Source organism: Atlantibacter subterraneus, assembly GCF_007570865.1.
GTDB lineage: Bacteria > Pseudomonadota > Gammaproteobacteria > Enterobacterales > Enterobacteriaceae > Atlantibacter > Atlantibacter subterraneus.
On the sequence record NZ_VLPS01000002.1, the window covers coordinates 1 to 16,380 of the forward strand.

The 16,380-nt window shown below is 54.4% G+C and carries 15 protein-coding genes and 2 tRNA genes; 10 read left to right on the forward strand and 7 right to left on the reverse strand.

The window, feature by feature from the left end; translation table 11 throughout:
* Positions 1-38: 38 nt before the first annotated feature.
* Positions 39-115 (forward strand) — tRNA-Asp (locus FND52_RS05250).
* A gap of 60 nt (positions 116-175) precedes the next feature.
* On the opposite strand, the gene yafC is transcribed toward FND52_RS05250, so the two are convergent.
* Entirely contained in the window at positions 176-1,081 is a 906-nt protein-coding gene (gene yafC, locus FND52_RS05255) for a DNA-binding transcriptional regulator YafC (protein WP_144129875.1), read from the reverse strand.
* A 258-nt stretch (positions 1,082-1,339) separates the two neighbouring features.
* On the opposite strand from yafC, the gene FND52_RS05260 reads away from it, so the two are divergent.
* Complete coding sequence (locus FND52_RS05260; RefSeq protein ID WP_125295176.1) at positions 1,340-2,143, forward strand: endonuclease/exonuclease/phosphatase family protein; 804 nt, start codon at positions 1,340-1,342, stop codon at positions 2,141-2,143.
* A 69-nt stretch (positions 2,144-2,212) separates the two neighbouring features.
* Positions 2,213-2,980 carry a class I SAM-dependent methyltransferase gene (locus FND52_RS05265; protein WP_125295168.1) on the forward strand — a complete coding sequence of 256 codons (768 nt, stop codon included), beginning with the start codon at positions 2,213-2,215 and terminating at the stop codon, positions 2,978-2,980.
* Between the two features lie 51 nt (positions 2,981-3,031).
* Here FND52_RS05265 and mltD read toward each other — a convergent pair whose 3' ends face one another.
* Together mltD and gloB are read right to left on the reverse strand one after the other, a co-directional pair.
* Positions 3,032-4,396, reverse strand: a complete 1,365-nt coding sequence (gene mltD, locus FND52_RS05270; RefSeq protein ID WP_144129877.1) for a murein transglycosylase D — start codon at positions 4,394-4,396, stop codon at positions 3,032-3,034.
* A gap of 71 nt (positions 4,397-4,467) precedes the next feature.
* Positions 4,468-5,223 (reverse strand): hydroxyacylglutathione hydrolase, encoded by a 756-nt coding sequence (gloB, locus tag FND52_RS05275; protein WP_125295166.1) that lies wholly within the window; start codon positions 5,221-5,223, stop codon positions 4,468-4,470.
* 33 nt (positions 5,224-5,256) lie between these two features.
* On the opposite strand from gloB, the gene FND52_RS05280 reads away from it, so the two are divergent.
* Positions 5,257-5,976, forward strand: coding sequence for a class I SAM-dependent methyltransferase (locus tag FND52_RS05280; RefSeq protein ID WP_125295165.1), 720 nt, complete (start codon positions 5,257-5,259; stop codon positions 5,974-5,976).
* On the opposite strand, the gene rnhA is transcribed toward FND52_RS05280, so the two are convergent.
* Positions 5,969-6,544 (reverse strand): ribonuclease HI, encoded by a 576-nt coding sequence (gene rnhA / locus FND52_RS05285; protein ID WP_167509335.1) that lies wholly within the window; start codon positions 6,542-6,544, stop codon positions 5,969-5,971. The genes FND52_RS05280 and rnhA overlap by 8 nt on opposite strands.
* On the opposite strand from rnhA, the gene dnaQ reads away from it, so the two are divergent.
* The 3 genes from dnaQ to FND52_RS05300 all read left to right on the forward strand — a co-directional run bounded on the left by dnaQ (position 6,498) and on the right by FND52_RS05300 (position 8,866).
* Complete coding sequence (gene dnaQ, locus FND52_RS05290) at positions 6,498-7,229, forward strand: DNA polymerase III subunit epsilon (RefSeq protein WP_144129879.1); 732 nt, start codon at positions 6,498-6,500, stop codon at positions 7,227-7,229. The genes rnhA and dnaQ overlap by 47 nt on opposite strands.
* 130 nt (positions 7,230-7,359) lie before the next feature.
* Positions 7,360-7,436, forward strand: a tRNA-Asp gene (locus FND52_RS05295).
* A 167-nt stretch (positions 7,437-7,603) separates the two neighbouring features.
* Positions 7,604-8,866 (forward strand): pyridoxal-phosphate-dependent aminotransferase family protein, encoded by a 1,263-nt coding sequence (locus FND52_RS05300; protein ID WP_125295139.1) that lies wholly within the window; start codon positions 7,604-7,606, stop codon positions 8,864-8,866.
* Here FND52_RS05300 and FND52_RS05305 read toward each other — a convergent pair.
* Complete coding sequence (locus FND52_RS05305) at positions 8,863-9,636, reverse strand: amidohydrolase (RefSeq protein WP_144129881.1); 774 nt, start codon at positions 9,634-9,636, stop codon at positions 8,863-8,865. The genes FND52_RS05300 and FND52_RS05305 overlap by 4 nt on opposite strands.
* A 161-nt stretch (positions 9,637-9,797) precedes the next feature.
* On the reverse strand, positions 9,798-12,242 hold the full coding sequence (gene fadE / locus FND52_RS05310; protein WP_125295138.1) for an acyl-CoA dehydrogenase FadE: 2,445 nt from the start codon (positions 12,240-12,242) through the stop codon (positions 9,798-9,800).
* A gap of 228 nt (positions 12,243-12,470) precedes the next feature.
* On the opposite strand from fadE, the gene lpcA reads away from it, so the two are divergent.
* Both lpcA and FND52_RS05320 read left to right on the forward strand, forming a co-directional pair.
* On the forward strand, positions 12,471-13,052 hold the full coding sequence (gene lpcA / locus FND52_RS05315; RefSeq protein WP_125295137.1) for a D-sedoheptulose 7-phosphate isomerase: 582 nt from the start codon (positions 12,471-12,473) through the stop codon (positions 13,050-13,052).
* A gap of 47 nt (positions 13,053-13,099) precedes the next feature.
* Entirely contained in the window at positions 13,100-13,867 is a 768-nt protein-coding gene (locus FND52_RS05320; RefSeq protein ID WP_125295136.1) for a class II glutamine amidotransferase, read from the forward strand.
* Here the strand turns inward: FND52_RS05320 and dpaA are convergent.
* A complete protein-coding gene (dpaA, locus tag FND52_RS05325) occupies positions 13,838-14,575 on the reverse strand; it encodes a peptidoglycan meso-diaminopimelic acid protein amidase (protein ID WP_125295135.1) in 738 nt (245 codons plus the stop codon). The two genes, FND52_RS05320 and dpaA, sit on opposite strands and share 30 nt — an antisense overlap.
* Before the next feature lie 460 nt (positions 14,576-15,035).
* Here dpaA and FND52_RS05330 point away from each other — a divergent pair, with 460 nt between their 5' ends.
* Positions 15,036-16,379, forward strand: a complete 1,344-nt coding sequence (locus FND52_RS05330; RefSeq protein WP_144129883.1) for a Na(+)-translocating NADH-quinone reductase subunit A — start codon at positions 15,036-15,038, stop codon at positions 16,377-16,379.
* The last annotated feature ends 1 nt before the right edge of the window (position 16,380 follow it).

The window sequence follows — 16,380 nt, forward strand, 5'->3', positions numbered from 1 at the left end:
ACCGGGGCAATAAACCGGTGGTTGTGGAAAAATTCGGTGGAGCGGTAGTTCAGTCGGTTAGAATACCTGCCTGTCACGCAGGGGGTCGCGGGTTCGAGTCCCGTCCGTTCCGCCACTTAATTAAACCCTGAGTCTCTGACTCAGGGTTTTTTTTCGTCTTTATTTCCTCTAAAGCTCAAGATCGCTGAGCGGCATGCGCTGGGATTTGCTCGCTAAGAAAATCAATAAACGCCCGAATACGTGTGCTGACGGCACGATCGCTGTAATAGACCGCGCTAAAAGGCATGGCGACGGGTAAACGAATATCGGTCATGATCTCTACCAGAGTACCGTTCTCAATCTCTTTATTAATCATATAGTCAGATAAGCAAGCGATGCCGTTGCCAGCGAGGCAGAGATGTTTTAGCGTCTCACCACTGTTTGATGATAATCCTGGGCTCGCTTCATAAAGCTGTCCATCTGACTGTGCGACAGGCCAGATATTTAATGACGCAGGCTCGGTGAAACCCAGGCATAGATGTTTTGCCAGATCGTCTACCGATTGCGGCATTCCGTGTTTTTCAAGATAGTCCGGCGCGGCGATGATTTTACGGTAGCTGCTGAATAACGCTCGCGCTCGCAAGCTGGAATCGCTTAACGTTCCAACGCGAATCGCCACGTCCACTTTGCGCTCAATAAGATTGATAAAAGTCTCTGAAGAAACGAGAGAAAGTGTGATTTCAGGATACTTTTCCCGAAAGGGCTTTATCAGTGGCATCAGATAATGAAGGATCACTGGCGTTGCGGCATCGATTCTCAGTAAGCCCCGCGGCATCTGCTTTGTTTCCATAATCTCATTTTCTGCTGCGGCGATGTCCTGCAATATCTGTTGCACGCGACGAAAATAACGCTCCCCTTCCTCGGTCAGGCTCAACTGGCGAGTGGTGCGATTAAGCAGGCTTACGCCCAGCTTCATTTCCAGCTTCTTCACGGCCCGGCTTACCGCCGAGTTTGCCAGGGAGAGCTGTTCCGCCGCCCGGCTAAAACTACCGCTCTCCACTACAGCAACAAATATCATTAACTCTTCTGATGTCGCCTTCATTATTGCTCCATACGCAATACCAGTACGCGATTAGCGTCGTTTTTGTTATTTAACCACCTCTCAGCAGCGGCGTCATGCTTATGCATCAGATAACATTGGATTGGATTAACGAAGCGCAGATAACTCGCCAGACTGGTCCTGAAATAGCGGATACGCTTGTTTCTGGCCCTGCACGTTGAAAGTGTGAGCTAAAATCCCTATAACAGATAAGCCGCTTCTGTTTTTGCGGGCATACCTATGAGAGGAATGAAGTCGAAAGTGCGTAAATCTACCTATGCAATGCGATATGTCGCCGGACAGCCTGCAGAGCGCATCCTGGCGCCAGGCTCGTTTGCGACCATAGGTCAGGCATTACCTGCGGGAGAGCCGCTTCCGGGCCACGATCGTCTTCGGGTGCTGGTCTGGAACATCTTTAAGCAGCAGCGTGCTGAATGGCTCTCGGTTCTGAAAAACTTTGGTAAGGATGCGCATCTGGTATTGTTGCAGGAAGCACAAACTACGCCGGAGTTGGTTAACTTTGCTACCACCAATTATCTGGCAGCCGATCAGGTACCTGCGTTTGTGCTGCCCCAGCATCCCTCTGGGGTGATGACGCTGTCGGCAGCGCATCCTGTCTACTGTTGCCCATTGCGCGAGCGAGAGCCTATTCTGCGGCTGTCCAAGTCGGCGCTGGTTACCGTTTATCCTTTGCCCGATACCCGTATGCTGATGGTGATTAACATCCATGCGGTAAATTTCAGTCTCGGTGTAGACGTATATAGCAAGCAATTAGGCCCTATTGGCGATCAAATCGCCCATCACAGCGGCCCCATTATTATGGCCGGGGATTTTAACGCCTGGAGCCGCCCGCGTATGAATGCGCTTTACCGTTTCGCGCGCGAAATGTCGCTGCGCGAAGTGCGATTCACTGACGATCACCGCCGGCGGGCGTTTGGCCGCCCGCTTGATTTTGTTTTCTACCGTGGTTTGGCTGTTCACGAAGCCTCTGTTCTGGTGACGCGTGCCTCCGACCATAACCCGCTACTCGTTGAATTCACACCCGGCAAACCTGCTAAGCGTTAAGGTATGTCAGGTCTGCCGTAGGGCAGATCAGACGTTCTGCCCTGCATTCACTCAAAAAAGGGCAACGTAATGACAACACACTCGCACCACGACAACATCAATAAGCAGTTCGGCTCTCAGGCTTCGGCCTATCTGACCAGCCAGGTCCATGCCAGCGGACGGGATTTGGAACGCTTAAAAACGCGCCTGGCCTCTTTTCCTCATGCACAACTGCTTGATGTAGGCTGTGGAGCAGGGCACGCCAGCTTTATCGCCGCCTCCCAGGTAAAAGAAGTGATTGCCTACGATTTATCCGCCAGCATGCTGGAAACTGTAAACAGCGCCGCGCGTGAGCGGGGGTTAGATAACCTCCAGACTCGCCAGGGCTACGCGGAATCTTTGCCATTCGCTGATGAAAGCTTCGACATCGTTATCAGCCGTTATTCCGCCCATCACTGGCAGGATGTCGGCCAGGCGCTGCGGGAAATTAAGCGCGTTTTGCGTCCGGGCGGGAAGGCAATCGTGATGGATGTGATGTCGCCCGGCAATGCGGTGCTGGATATCTGGTTGCAAACCATTGAAGCGTTGCGCGACACGTCGCACGTCAGAAATTATTCCAGTGGCGAATGGGCGGCGATGTTCAGTGAAGCAGGATTATTGACCACCTCAGTGATTACCGATCGTCTGGTACTGGAGTATGCAAGCTGGATTGCCCGTATGCGCACGCCAGAGTCCTTAGCCGCGGCTATTCGCTTATATCAGAAGAGTGCGTCTGGGGCAGTACAGCGTTACTTTGAACTGAAAGAAGAAGGCTCTTTCACCAGCGATACCATTATGATCGAAGTGTATAAGCCGTAGTAAAAGAAAAAGGCACCGGGGGAATCGGTGCCTTTTTAAGTTTGTAGAGTCTTACGAGTCGCTGTTTACGCTGTTCTTAACAAACAGAGTAATTTGATCGCCCGGCTGCAAATTATCAGTACCGCTGTTCCAGCGCATCACATCTTTGATGTTCACGCCATGACGCTTAGCAATGCTGGAGAGCGAATCGCCTTTGCGAACCTTATAGGTAATGCTGTCGTCATTGCTTGCCAGCCGCGTACCGCTTTCAACTGCCCCAACGGTGAGGGTTTGCCCCACTTTGATATGCGCGCCTTTCAGGTTATTCCAGCGCTGCAAATCTTTGGTCGACACGTTTAAACGTGATGCGATGCCCGATAATGAATCGCCCGAACGCACTTTATAGGAGCGAGCAGAGCTACTGTTGTCGGCAACCAGTGTTGGCTGTACGGCAGCAATTTCACCTGCTGCCAGCGAGCTACGCAGCTGATCGGCATGCTTTTTCGGCACCAGAACATATTGCGGGCCGCTTGCGCCTAACGTCGATCCTTTCACACCGGCATTAAAGGTTTTCAGTTTATTCACTGAAATCCCGGCCATATCAGCCAGTTGCGCCACCTCAACAGGATTGTTGAGTTTGACGCGCGCCAGTGCGCGACTTTCGTCCGAGGTCGGCAACCGTACACCGTACTTTTTGCTGTTTTTGAGAATATCACTCAACGCCAGCATTTTTGGTACGTAGATTTTGGTTTCCTGTGGCAGTGAAAGCGACCAAAAATCCGTGGGTTTACCCCGTGCTTTATTCGCTTTCATTGCCTTCATTACACGACCTTCGCCGCTGTTATAGGCCGCGACAGTCAGGAGCCAGTCGCCGTCAAACATACGGTTTAAGCGCTGCATCATATCGAGTGCCGCAGTGGTGGAAGCCACTACGTCGCGACGTGCATCGTAATTCCTGGTCTGTTTAAGACCATAGTTTCGCCCCGTGCTCGGAATGATTTGCCAGATGCCTGCGGCATTAGCACCACTCGTTGCGTGAGGGTCAAAAGCGCTCTCCACTATGGGTAGTAGTACCAGTTCCATGGGCATGTTACGTTTCTTAACTTGCCCTGCTATCCAGTACATATACGGCTCTGCCCGTAAAGTTACATCGTGGAGATAGCTCTTATTGCTCAAATACTTCTGTTTTTGATCGCGAATCCGGCTGTTTTCCGGAATTCCCATCTTTAGCTCGTCGCCAATGAAAGTCCACAAGTCTTGATCTTCAGCGAAAGACGTCCCATCGTCCATCCATCGCCCTGAACTTGTAAACTTCCCTGCTTCCCCTTGACCAGCTGCAGAAAGGCTCTGTGCGTGCTGTTGGACGGTGGCGTCATGCTTTGACGCCTGGCATCCCACAAGCAGGACAGAGGCGAGTAATATCGCTTTTGCCTTCATGTGTGTGTCAATAGTTGCTTAAAAGACGAGCGATGATAACGGCGAATGTCCTCAATGACAAGCATGAATTATCAGAAGTTGTCTTTCATGGCCCTTAACCATGCAAAACGCTGCTCAGGTTGTTGCAAAGTTGTTTCTTTATTGATTGTGTCAATAATATCAATATCTTGTGTTCTTAAAAAAACATTGATTTTGCGTTCTTCCGCCAGCGTTGTGGGCAAAGTAATTTGGTTTTTTGCGCGTAACTCCTTAACTTTTCGATAGTATTCATTTAAGTCACGATCGTGGGGTAATATGCTCACCGCAAACTTTAAATTACTTAATGTATATTCATGGGCACAACAAACCAGAGTATCTTCTGGTAAGGCATTTAGTTTATTAAATGATTGATACATCTGATTTGGTGTTCCCTCAAATAAGCGCCCACAGCCGCCAGAAAACATTGTATCGCCGCAGAATAAGTAAGGATAACTAAAGTAACAGAGATGTCCTAAAGTGTGACCTGGCGTGGCAATAACCGTGAATTCATGCCCCAGTAGATTGATTTTATCGCCTTCATTGACTACACGGTTTGTGCCCTTATTTGCGGTTTCTTGCGGACCGTAAACCGCCAGAGAAGGAAATTTTTGTAGCAAAGCCGGTACGCCGCCCACGTGGTCGTTATGATGATGGGTGAGTAAAATCGCCTCAGGCTGCCAACCATACTGTTCAATGGCCAGCATAATGGGGTCGGCTTCACCGGGATCGACAATCAGGCATTTGCCATTGTTCTCACTGAGCACCCAGATGTAGTTATCCTGAAAAGCGGGAATACTGATAAGATTCATAAAACACCTCTTAATGCGTGACAGAAGGTAGCGATGAAACCGGCAAGGATACCCAAGACGTACCAGACGCCAGGGCACTGGGCTGAACTCCCCTGGGGCGAATATTATCGCGACGCGCTTGAATATCAGATGCGCCCCTGGCTTGCAAAAATGTTTGGTTTTCACTTGGTTAAGATTGGCAATCTCAGCGCGGAAATCAATACTGAAAGCTGTGCGATTTCCCACCAGGTTAACGTGGCCATCCAGGGTGAGCAACTTCAGGTAAGAGCCGATCCGCTGGCGCTCCCTTTTGCACCCCGGGCCATCGACGCCTGTTTGTTAGCACACACTATCTCATGGAGTTCCGATCCACACGGATTACTGCGCGAAGTTGACCGAGTTTTGGTTGATGACGGGTGGTTAATTATGAGCAGTTTTAACCCCTTCAGTCTGTTAGGTATAGGTAAACTGTTGCCGTTTCGCCGTCAGCGTATCCCTTATAACAGCCGGATGTTTACCTTAGCCCGACAGCTTGACTGGCTTGCCCTGCTTAATTTTGAAGTGCTCTATCAGACCAATTTCCAGGTGCTCCCCTGGAATAAACAGGGTGGTAAGTTACTAAGTACTCACTTACCTGCGTTGGGCTGTATGCAGGTTATCGTGGCGCGTAAGCGTACAATCCCTTTAACGCTGAACCCGATGAAACAGCGCAGCGCCAAAACGCAGTTACGCCCGGCGGTGGGCGCAACGCGGCAATACCGGAAACCTAACTAACCGCGTTTTCCGCCTGATACCCGACATCAACATGTTGAGGATTGTTGGCCGCCGCGCGCGCCAGTTCGTCGCAGCGTTCGTTTTCAGGATGGCCGGCGTGGCCTTTGACCCACTCCCAGTTAATTTTATGCTGGCTTAATGCCTTATCCAGCCGCTGCCACAAATCAACATTTTTGACCGGTTTCTTATCGGCAGTTTTCCAGCCGCGTTTTTTCCAGTTATGGATCCACTGGGTGATGCCTTGCCTGACGTACTGGCTATCGGTACTCAGCGTCACGTCGCAATGCTCACGCAGCGCTTCCAGCGCCACGATGGCTGCCATCAACTCCATACGATTATTGGTGGTCAGCTTATACCCTTCGCTAAAGGTTTTTTCGTGTTGCTTATAGCGTAAAATCGCACCGTAGCCGCCCGGTCCTGGATTGCCCAGACACGAACCATCGGTGAAAATTTCTACCTGTTTGCGCATCTCTGGTAGACTTCCTGTGATCAAAAAACCAAGTCTGACATAAACGAGCCCTATGAGCACAGCAATTACACGACAGATCGTCCTCGATACTGAAACCACCGGTATGAACCAGATTGGCGCCCATTACGAAGGGCATTGCATCATTGAGATTGGTGCTGTCGAGGTGATCAACCGCCGTTTAACGGGCAATGACTTTCACGTTTATATCAAACCCGACCGTCTGATCGACCCAGACGCCTTCAATGTTCACGGTATTGCGGATGAGTTTTTGCTGGATAAACCGGTGTTTGGCGACGTAGCGGATGATTTCATCGACTACATTCGCGGCGCGGAGTTGATCATCCATAACGCATCGTTCGATATCGGCTTTATGGATTATGAATTCAGCAAGCTTAAGCGCGGGATCCCGAAAACCGATACCTTTTGCAAAATAACCGATAGCCTGGCGCTGGCGCGGCGGTTGTTTCCCGGCAAGCGCAATAGCCTGGATGCGCTGTGCTCGCGTTATGAAATCGATAACAGCAAACGTACCTTGCACGGCGCGTTACTTGACTCCCAAATTCTGGCAGATGTCTGGCTGACCATGACCGGCGGGCAGACGTCGATGACGTTTGCGATGGAAGGCGAGGCTCAGAACGTGCAGGACAACACGGGCATTCAGCGTCTGGTGCGCCAGGCATCGCGTTTAAAAGTGATTACCGCTACCGATGAAGAGTGTGCCGCTCATGAATCACGTCTTGATCTGGTGCAAAAGAAGGGCGGTAACTGCCTGTGGCGCGCATAACGTCTGATAATTAGCGCGATTTGTCGTCACTCGGGCGAAATTTGCAGCAAACGATGATAATCCTGAGAAAAAGCGTTGACGCTTAGAGAGGCTCCCCGTAATATTCGCCTCGTTCCCAAGGGAACAACGCGGAGCGGTAGTTCAGTCGGTTAGAATACCTGCCTGTCACGCAGGGGGTCGCGGGTTCGAGTCCCGTCCGTTCCGCCAACATTTATACTCTGTAGCCTTAATGCTGCAAAGTTCAAAAAACCGTATCACCGCAAGGGATACGGTTTTTTTGTTTTCGCTTTAGCCCACTACCGCATAGCCAAACCGGCTCCCATCTGGCACATTGATTTTCTTCAAATTACTTTCTGCTGTGCCCGGAGCGCGTTATGCCCGATTTCGTTTTGCCCGCCCAAATCAACCCGCCTTCTCGTTTATTAATGGGGCCAGGACCGATCAACGCCGATCCGCGCGTGCTGCGCGCTATGGCGAGCCAGCTTATCGGCCAGTACGATCCGGCGATGACGGGCTATATGAACGAAACCATGGCGCTGTACCGCCAGGTGTTCGAGACCCACAACCGCTGGACGCTGTTAATCGACGGTACCTCGCGCGCGGGCATTGAGGCGATTCTGGTGTCGACGATTCGCCCGGGCGATCGGGTGCTGGTGCCGGTGTTTGGTCGCTTCGGCCATCTGCTGGGTGAAATCGCCCGCCGCTGCCGGGCAGAAGTGCATACCATCGAGGTGCCCTGGGGCGAGGTATTTACCCCGGATCGTATTGAAGAGGCGATTAAACGCGTTAAACCCCGCTTGCTATTGACGGTTCATGGCGATACTTCCACCACCCTGCTGCAACCGCTGGCGGAGCTGGGCGAGATTTGCCGTCGCCACAGCGTACTGTTTTACACCGACGCTACCGCATCTCTGGGCGGTAACACCTTAAAAACCGATGACTGGGGTATAGACGCAGTTTCGGCAGGCTTGCAGAAATGCCTCGGCGGCCCGTCAGGCAGCGCGCCGATTACCCTTAGCCCGCAGATGGAAGCGGCGATACGCGCGCGAAAATGCGTCGAAGCCGGCATACGCACTCAGGATCATCAGGACGGCGACGACGAGATGATCTACTCCAATTATTTCGATCTCGGCATGATCATGGACTACTGGGGGCCGGAACGCCTGAATCATCACACCGAAGCCACCAGCATGCTGTTCGCCGCCCGGGAATGCGCCCGCATCATGCTGGAAGAGGGGATGGATAACCGCGTTGCCCGGCACGCCTTACACGGCAAGGCGATGCTGGCGGGCATCCAGGGTATGGGGCTGGAAACCTTTGGCGATCTCCGCCACAAGATGAATAACGTGCTTGGCGTCGTTATCCCGCACGGCATCAACGGTGAAGCAGTGCGCCAGCAGCTGCTGGACGATTTCCACATCGAGATTGGCACTTCGTTTGGCCCGCTGCAGGGCAAGATCTGGCGTATCGGCACTATGGGCTATAACGCGCGCAAAGACTGCGTACTGCAAACGCTCGCGGCGCTGGAAGCGGTATTAAATCGACACGGATTGCGCACGGTACAGGGCGAAGCCATGCAGGCGGCCTGGAAGGTCTATGACTCGGTGCGATCGGCGACCGCACCGGCGAAAGGTTAACCGTTCAGCGTAAAGTCATCGGAATCGCGCCAGGCAGGGAATTTTTCCCGGTACTCCTTCAGCGCGTTTAACGACAGCTCCGCATCCAGACGCGTAGCCTGATGGGCATCGGCACTGGCGAGGATCTCCCCCTGCGGATTGATAATGCGGCTGTCGCCCCGGTAATGGTGCCCGTTGCCGTCGGTCCCGACCCGGTTGCAGCCAGCGACGTAACACTGGTTTTCAATGGCGCGCGCGGTCAGCAGCGCCTGCCAGTGCAGCGAGCGCGGCGCGGGCCAGTTCGCCACATACAGCGCCAGGTCATAATCATTGGCATTGCGCGACCACACCGGGAAGCGCAGGTCATAGCAGACCAGCGGCAGAATGCGCCAGCCGCGCCACTCGACAATCAGCCGCTGCTCGCCCGCCACATAGTGGTGGTGCTCATCGGCCATGCGAAACAGATGGCGTTTATCGTAGTAATGGACTTTGCCTTCCGGCTCGACCAGCAGAAAACGGTTCACCGGGCCGCGTTCGGTTTGCAGCGCGGCGCTGCCGCCGACCATCGCGCCCAACTGGCTGGCTTTAATTTGCATCCAGTTGATGACTTCCTCTTCAGCCATCGACTGTTGAGCGGCTTCCATCGCAAAGCCCGTCGTGAACATTTCAGGTAGCAGGATAAGGTCCCGCCCGGTTAGCTCATCCAGCAACACATCAAAGTGGCGCAGGTTGGCAGGGCCATCCATCCACACCAGCGGTTGTTGTAACAACGATACTTTTAACCCAGGCACAATCTCATTCTCCTCGTTAACGGGGGTTTTCACTCTAGCATGACCTTTTAGCAAATGGCGGAGAAGATTGCAGATCAACGTCGCAAACCCGGCGAGGCTACCATAAGCCAAAAAAAAGACCGGCTATGGCAACCGGTCTTTTGATAGTGAAGCGTTGAGGGTTAGGCCGCTTCAGGTTTTCGCAGTTTTTCCGGCATCTTTACCGGCTGAGTCGCCAGCTCCTCCGGCTCAAACTCATCCACGTTAATGCTGCGCAGACGGCTTTGTTCCGCTTTGACCAGGATATCCGCCTCTTCCTGAGTGATGTGTCCCTGCTCCAGCGCCTGTTTCGCCAGCATGTCGAGACGGGTGAAGGAAAGGTTTTTACCCAGCGCTTTACAGATGCGCTCGTGGATCGGTTCGGCGGCAATCACGTCCTGCAGCGCTTCTTCCAGCAGACCCACCGGATTGTACTCGCTCGGCGTCAGGTACTGGCCACGGCCGATGCGTGAACGGGTGGCAGACGGCGTTTGCAGGATCTTCGCTACTTTATGGTCCAGTTTGTCGGACGGCGCATCGTAACGGCGTCCCAGCGGGAAGATCACCACGCGCAGCAGCCCGGCGACCGCGCCGTTCGGGAAGTTACGCAGCAGATCGTCAATCGCCTGTTCGGCCTGGTGCAGCGCATCCTGAACGCCCCAGTGCAGCAGCGGCAGATCGGCTTCGTTACGGCCTTCGTCGTCATAGCGCTTCAGCACGGCAGACGCCAGGTAGAGCTGGCTCAGCACATCGCCCAGCCGCGCCGAGATACGCTCGCGGCGTTTCAGGCTGCCGCCCAGCACCGCCATCGACACGTCCGACAGCAGGGCCAGGTTGGCGCTCAGGCGGTTCAGGTGCTGATAGTAACGCTTAGTGGCATCGCGGGTCGGCGACCGGCTGGTTAAGCCGTTGGTCAGGCCCAGCCAGAAGCTGCGCACTTTGTTGCTGCCGACGTGGCCGATATGTTTGAACAGCAGCTTATCGAACGCATCCACATCGTTGTTCTGCGCTGCGGCCATTTCTTCCAGCACGTACGGATGGCAGCGAATCGCGCCCTGGCCGAAGATCATCATGCTGCGGGTCAGAATGTTCGCGCCTTCCACCGTAATCGCGATAGGCGCGCCCTGATAGGCACGGGCCAGGAAGTTGCTTTCGCCCAGCATGATGCCTTTACCGCCGGTGATATCCATCGCATCAATGATGGACTGCTGGCCGCGGTGGGTGCAGTGATACTTCACAATTGCCGACAGCACCGCTGGTTTCTCGCCCAGCATAATGCCGTAGGTGATCAGCGACGCCGCCGCATCCATCACGTAAGCATTACCGGCGATACGCGCCAGCGGCTCTTCGATGCCTTCCATCTTACCGATGGAGATTTTGAACTGACGGCGAATATGCGCATAGGCACCGGTTGCCAGCGCGACGGACTTCAGGCCGCCGGTGGAGTTGGACGGCAGAGTGATGCCGCGGCCCACGGAGAGGCATTCCACCAGCATACGCCAGCCCTGGCCGGCCATCGCCGGGCCGCCGATGATGTAATCAATCGGTACGAAAATATCGTTGCCACGGGTCGGGCCATTCTGGAACGGCACGTTCAGCGGGAAGTGGCGTTTGCCGATTTCCACGCCCGGGGTGTTAGTCGGGATCAGCGCACAGGTGATACCCAGTTCTTGCTCACCGCCCAGCAAACGATCCGGGTCAGAGAGTTTAAACGCCAGGCCCAGCACGGTAGCGATAGGGGCCAGGGTGATATAACGCTTGTTCCAGGTCAGGCGCATGCCCAGCACCTGCTCGCCTTTCCACTCGCCCATGCACACCACGCCGGTATCCGGGATAGCGCCCGCATCGGAACCCGCTTCCGGGCTGGTCAGTGCAAAGCAGGGGATTTCCAGGCCACGGGCCAGACGCGGCAGATAGTGGTTCTTCTGCTCATCGGTGCCGTAATGCTGCAACAGCTCGCCCGGACCTAACGAGTTCGGTACCCCGACGGTGATCGCCAGAATGCCCGACACGCCAGAGAGTTTTTGCAGTACGCGCGACTGGGCGTAAGCCGAAAACTCCAGCCCGCCGTACTCTTTCTTGATGATCATCGCGAAGAAGCGATGCTCTTTCAGATACGCCCACAGTTCCGGCGGCAGATCGGCCATTTCATGGGTGATCTGGAAGTCATTGGCCATACGGCACGCTTCTTCAACCGGACCGTCGATAAACGCCTGCTCTTCCGCCGTTAACTGCGGCTTCGGATAGTTGTGCAGCTTCTGCCAGTCAGGATTGCCCTGGAACAGTTCGCCTTCCCACCAGGTGGTCCCGGCGTCGATGGCTTCTTTTTCGGTGCGAGACATCGGCGGCATCACCTTGCGGAAACCTTTAAATACCGGCGCGGAAATCAGTGATTTACGCATCGGTACAAGGTTGAACGGCACAAGGATAATCGCGAGGGGAACCAGCACCCAGATTGACCACAGGCCAGACAGGCCTAAAGCCGCGGTCCAGGCAAGCAGGATCAGGCTGCTGACCAGCAGATTGACCCGGTGATAAAACAGCACCCCGAGCAGAATAACGGTGGCAACAATACTCAACATCATCATAGCTAAAAGCTCCCTGTCTTGTAGGAGGTCTGACCACTTGTGATGATTAGGTTGTAGTGGAAGCGCAGTTTTTTAGCAATGTATTTACAATATAATTACAACCTGGTTCACATTGTTCCTGCCGATCGGCTGAAAACGTCATGAAAGGGGGCCGGGTGATGCTTCTCGCTTTCAACCCTATCCGGTACACTGCGAGGGTTATTTTCATTCATCCTTAAGGAAATCCTCATGTACCAGGATCTGATTCGCAGCGAGCTGAACGAAGCCGCAGAAACGCTGGCTAACTTCCTGAAAGACGACGCTAATATTCACGCCATCCAGCGTGCGGCGGTGCTGCTGGCGGACAGCTTTAAAGCGGGCGGCAAAGTGCTCTCCTGCGGCAACGGCGGTTCCCACTGCGACGCCATGCATTTTGCTGAAGAGCTGACGGGCCGTTACCGCGAGAACCGTCCGGGCTATCCGGCAATCGCTATCTCTGACGTCAGCCACATCTCATGCGTGAGCAACGACTTCGGTTATGACTATATTTTCTCCCGCTACGTTGAGGCGGTTGGCCGCGACGGCGACGTGCTGCTGGGGATTTCCACCTCCGGCAACTCCGCTAACGTTATTAAAGCTATTGAAGCGGCCCGCGCCAAAGGGATGAAAGTGATCACCCTGACCGGCAAAGACGGCGGCAAAATGGCGGGCAGCGCGGATATTGAAATTCGCGTGCCGCACTTCGGCTATGCCGATCGCATTCAGGAGATCCATATCAAAGTGATCCACATCCTGATCCAGCTGATCGAAAAAGAGATGGTAAAAGCGTAATTGCACGACAGGGGCGCAAGCCCCTTTTTTGAAACGGGAGGTGGGTGATGTGTGAACTGCTCGGGATGAGCGCCAATGTGCCAACCGATATCTGCTTTAGCTTTAGCGGGCTGGTTCAGCGCGGCGGCGGCACCGGTCCGCATAAAGATGGCTGGGGTATTACCTTTTATGAAGGTAAAGGCTGTCGCACCTTTAAAGACCCGCAACCCAGCTTTAATTCGCCGATTGCCCGGCTGGTCCAGGAGTATCCGATAAAGTCCTGTTCGGTGGTGGCGCATATTCGCCAGGCGAACCGGGGAAAAGTGGCGCTGGAAAACACCCATCCTTTTACCCGCGAACTGTGGGGCCGTAACTGGACCTACGCGCACAACGGGCAGCTCAAAGGTTATCACGGTCTGGAAACCGGGAACTTCCGTCCGGTGGGGGAAACCGACAGCGAAAAAGCCTTTTGCTGGCTGCTGCATAAACTGACCGCGCGCTACCCGCGTACGCCTGGCAATATGGAAGCGGTGTTCCGCTATGTAGCGTCGCTGGCCGGGGAACTGCGCGAGAAGGGCGTATTCAATATGCTGCTGTCGGACGGGCGCTACGTCATGGCGTTTTGCTCGACCAACTTATTCTGGATAACCCGCCGTGCGCCGTTTGGCGTGGCGAAGCTGTTGGATCAGGATGTAGAAATCGACTTTCAGCAGGAGACCACACCCAACGATGTGGTCACCGTGATTGCCACTCAGCCGCTGACCGGCAATGAAACCTGGCAGAAGATCATGCCAGGCGAGTGGGCATTATTTTGTCTCGGGGAGCGTATAGTTTGAGGCCAACTGCGGCTGCACAGGCTGGCTGCCGATCGGTTTGCTGACCACATAGCGGCCATCCACCACCGAGACCACAGGCGGCTGGTGGGTGGCAGCGAAATAATCGTAACCCGGCTTCAATTGCTTCCAGAAATCGATGTGATACGAGTATTTATGGCGCTGCATATTCGCGTCGGTCATGCGGAACGGATAAATGCTTACCTGCACGTTAGGCTGACCAAACACCAGCGCGCCGGTCACGAACTGGAAGATCTCGTCAATGCCCTGGTCGGTCATGGCGTAGCAGCCAACCGACACGCAGGCACCGTGGATCATCAGGTATTTGCCTTCATAGCCGTGCGCGCGGTCAAACGCGTTCGGGAAGCCAATGTTAATGGCTTTATAGAAGCGGCTATCCGGTTTCAGCTGGCTGCGCTGCACCGAGTAAAACCCTTCCGGGCTTTTGAAATCGCCCTGGCGCTGTTTCGGGCCGAGGCCGCCGGAATAGCTGCAGATGCGATAAGTGTCCAACAGCTGATACTGTTCGCCCATTTTCACATACAGATCGAGGGTGCGTTCTTCCTTAAAGATCTGAATATAAACCGGCGAGCCCATCAGCTGCTGTCTCAATTCTTTTTTGATTGGTGTGGCGCTGTCATTGCTGAGTAGACTGGCGAACGCCAGGCACGGCATCAGAAGCATCGCAAGTAACACTGCGATTTTACGCATACTGCTTGTTTCCTTGATAAATCGATAACAAATGCCGGAACGGCACAACAAAAAGAAACCCTAAATCGGACGATTCTGGATTGAGCGCTCACATTAGCACCGCTGTTATTTTTCGCAAGCGCGCCGAGGTGAGTTTACAATTCAGTTTTGCTACACAGTATTGCCTGGCCCGCCTGCGCGCGGCAAAAACTTTGCGCGCTTGCTCGCAGTTATGATTCCTTTTCATCTATTTCTGACGCTAATCAAACGATTGATGGTACCATTCACGCCGTATGATGACCTGCACAGAAGAAAGGAAATTCTCCTGACGATCATTACCCGAATTCTGCCTTTTCTGGCGTTGTCGGCCGTAGCGCATTCGTAATGTCCCATCCTTCTTTTCTTCCACATTGCAGCGACGTTCAACTCTGGTTTCGGCATTCCATGCCGGGAATTACGTTAACTATTCCGTGCTAACCTTATGATTAAAATTAAAAAAGGGCTAAATCTTCCCATCGCGGGCCTGCCGGAACAGCAGGTGACGGATGGCCCCGTTATCCAGCACGTAGCCTTGCGCGGCGAGGAGTACGTTGGCATGCGCCCCTCCATGCTGGTCAAAGAAGGCGACCGGGTGCTAAAAGGGCAGGCGCTGTTCGAAGATAAAAAAATCCCCGGTGTGCTGTTCACCGCGCCCGCCAGCGGCGAGGTGGTGGCAATCAACCGTGGGGAAAGACGCATTCTACAATCTGTGGTGATCCGCATTGAAGGCGACGAGCAGCGAACCTTCGCCCGCTATGAGCGCGCCTCGCTGGCCTCATTGCCCCGTGAAACGGTGCAGAGCCAACTGCTGGATTCCGGCTTATGGACGGCGTTCCGCACCCGTCCATTCAGTAAAGCGCCGGTACCGGGTAGCATACCCACGGCGATTTTCGTCACCGCCATGGACACCAACCCCCTGAGCGCCAACCCGGAGCCAATTATTCTCAGCCACCGCGCCATGTTTGACGCGGGATTGAGCGTGCTCACGCGGCTGACGCCGGGTAAAGTGCACGTTTGCCAGGCCAGCGGCGGCAAGCTTGGCGGCCATACCAGCGGCCAGGTGACGTTTAATGAATTCGCCGGACCGCATCCGGCGGGCCTGCCGGGCACCCATATTCACTTCCTGGAGCCGGTCAGCCTGCATAAGCAGGTATGGCACCTGAACTATCAGGATGTGATTGCCATCGGCAAGCTGTTTATCGAGGGCGAACTGTGGACCGAGCGCGTCATCGCTCTCGGCGGCCCGCAGGTCAAAAATCCGCGCTTGATCCGCACCCGCCTTGGCGCATCGCTGGACGAGCTCACCGCAGGGGAGTTGCAGGACGGCGATAATCGCATTATTTCCGGTTCGGTGCTCAACGGCGTGCGCGCCCACGGGCCGCATGCCTGGCTCGGGCGCTTTCATTTGCAGGTCAGCGTCCTGCCCGAAGGCGGCGATAAAGAGCTGTTCGGCTGGGTGATGCCCGGCAAAGAGAAGTTCTCGATTACCCGCACCACGCTGGGCCATTTCCTGAAAAACAAACTGTTCAACTTCTCCACCGATACCAACGGTGGGGAACGCGCCATGGTGCCGATCGGCAACTACGAGCGCGTGATGCCGTTAGATATCTTACCCACTCTGCTGCTGCGCGATTTGCTGGCGGGCGATACCGACGCCGCCCAGGCGCTGGGTTGCCTGGAGCTGGATGAAGAGGATTTAGCGCTCTGCACCTATGTTTGCCCCGGAAAGTATGAGTACGGCCCGGTGCTGCGCGACGTGTTAACCCGTATTGAGCAGGAAGGATAAG

Excerpts from the sequence above, each read along its gene's own strand:
- gloB (WP_125295166.1), bottom strand. The coding sequence starts at position 5,223 with ATGAATCTTATCAGTATTCCCGCTTTTCAGGATAACTACATCTGGGTG.
- yafC (WP_144129875.1), bottom strand. The coding sequence starts at position 1,081 with ATGAAGGCGACATCAGAAGAGTTAATGATATTTGTTGCTGTAGTGGAG.
- FND52_RS05265 (WP_125295168.1), top strand. The coding sequence starts at position 2,213 with ATGACAACACACTCGCACCACGACAACATCAATAAGCAGTTCGGCTCT.
- FND52_RS05330 (WP_144129883.1), top strand. The coding sequence starts at position 15,036 with ATGATTAAAATTAAAAAAGGGCTAAATCTTCCCATCGCGGGCCTGCCG.
- FND52_RS05320 (WP_125295136.1), top strand. The coding sequence starts at position 13,100 with ATGTGTGAACTGCTCGGGATGAGCGCCAATGTGCCAACCGATATCTGC.
- lpcA (WP_125295137.1), top strand. The coding sequence starts at position 12,471 with ATGTACCAGGATCTGATTCGCAGCGAGCTGAACGAAGCCGCAGAAACG.
- fadE (WP_125295138.1), bottom strand. The coding sequence starts at position 12,242 with ATGATGATGTTGAGTATTGTTGCCACCGTTATTCTGCTCGGGGTGCTG.
- FND52_RS05280 (WP_125295165.1), top strand. The coding sequence starts at position 5,257 with ATGAAACCGGCAAGGATACCCAAGACGTACCAGACGCCAGGGCACTGG.
- mltD (WP_144129877.1), bottom strand. The coding sequence starts at position 4,396 with ATGAAGGCAAAAGCGATATTACTCGCCTCTGTCCTGCTTGTGGGATGC.
- dpaA (WP_125295135.1), bottom strand. The coding sequence starts at position 14,575 with ATGCGTAAAATCGCAGTGTTACTTGCGATGCTTCTGATGCCGTGCCTG.
- dnaQ (WP_144129879.1), top strand. The coding sequence starts at position 6,498 with ATGAGCACAGCAATTACACGACAGATCGTCCTCGATACTGAAACCACC.
- FND52_RS05300 (WP_125295139.1), top strand. The coding sequence starts at position 7,604 with ATGCCCGATTTCGTTTTGCCCGCCCAAATCAACCCGCCTTCTCGTTTA.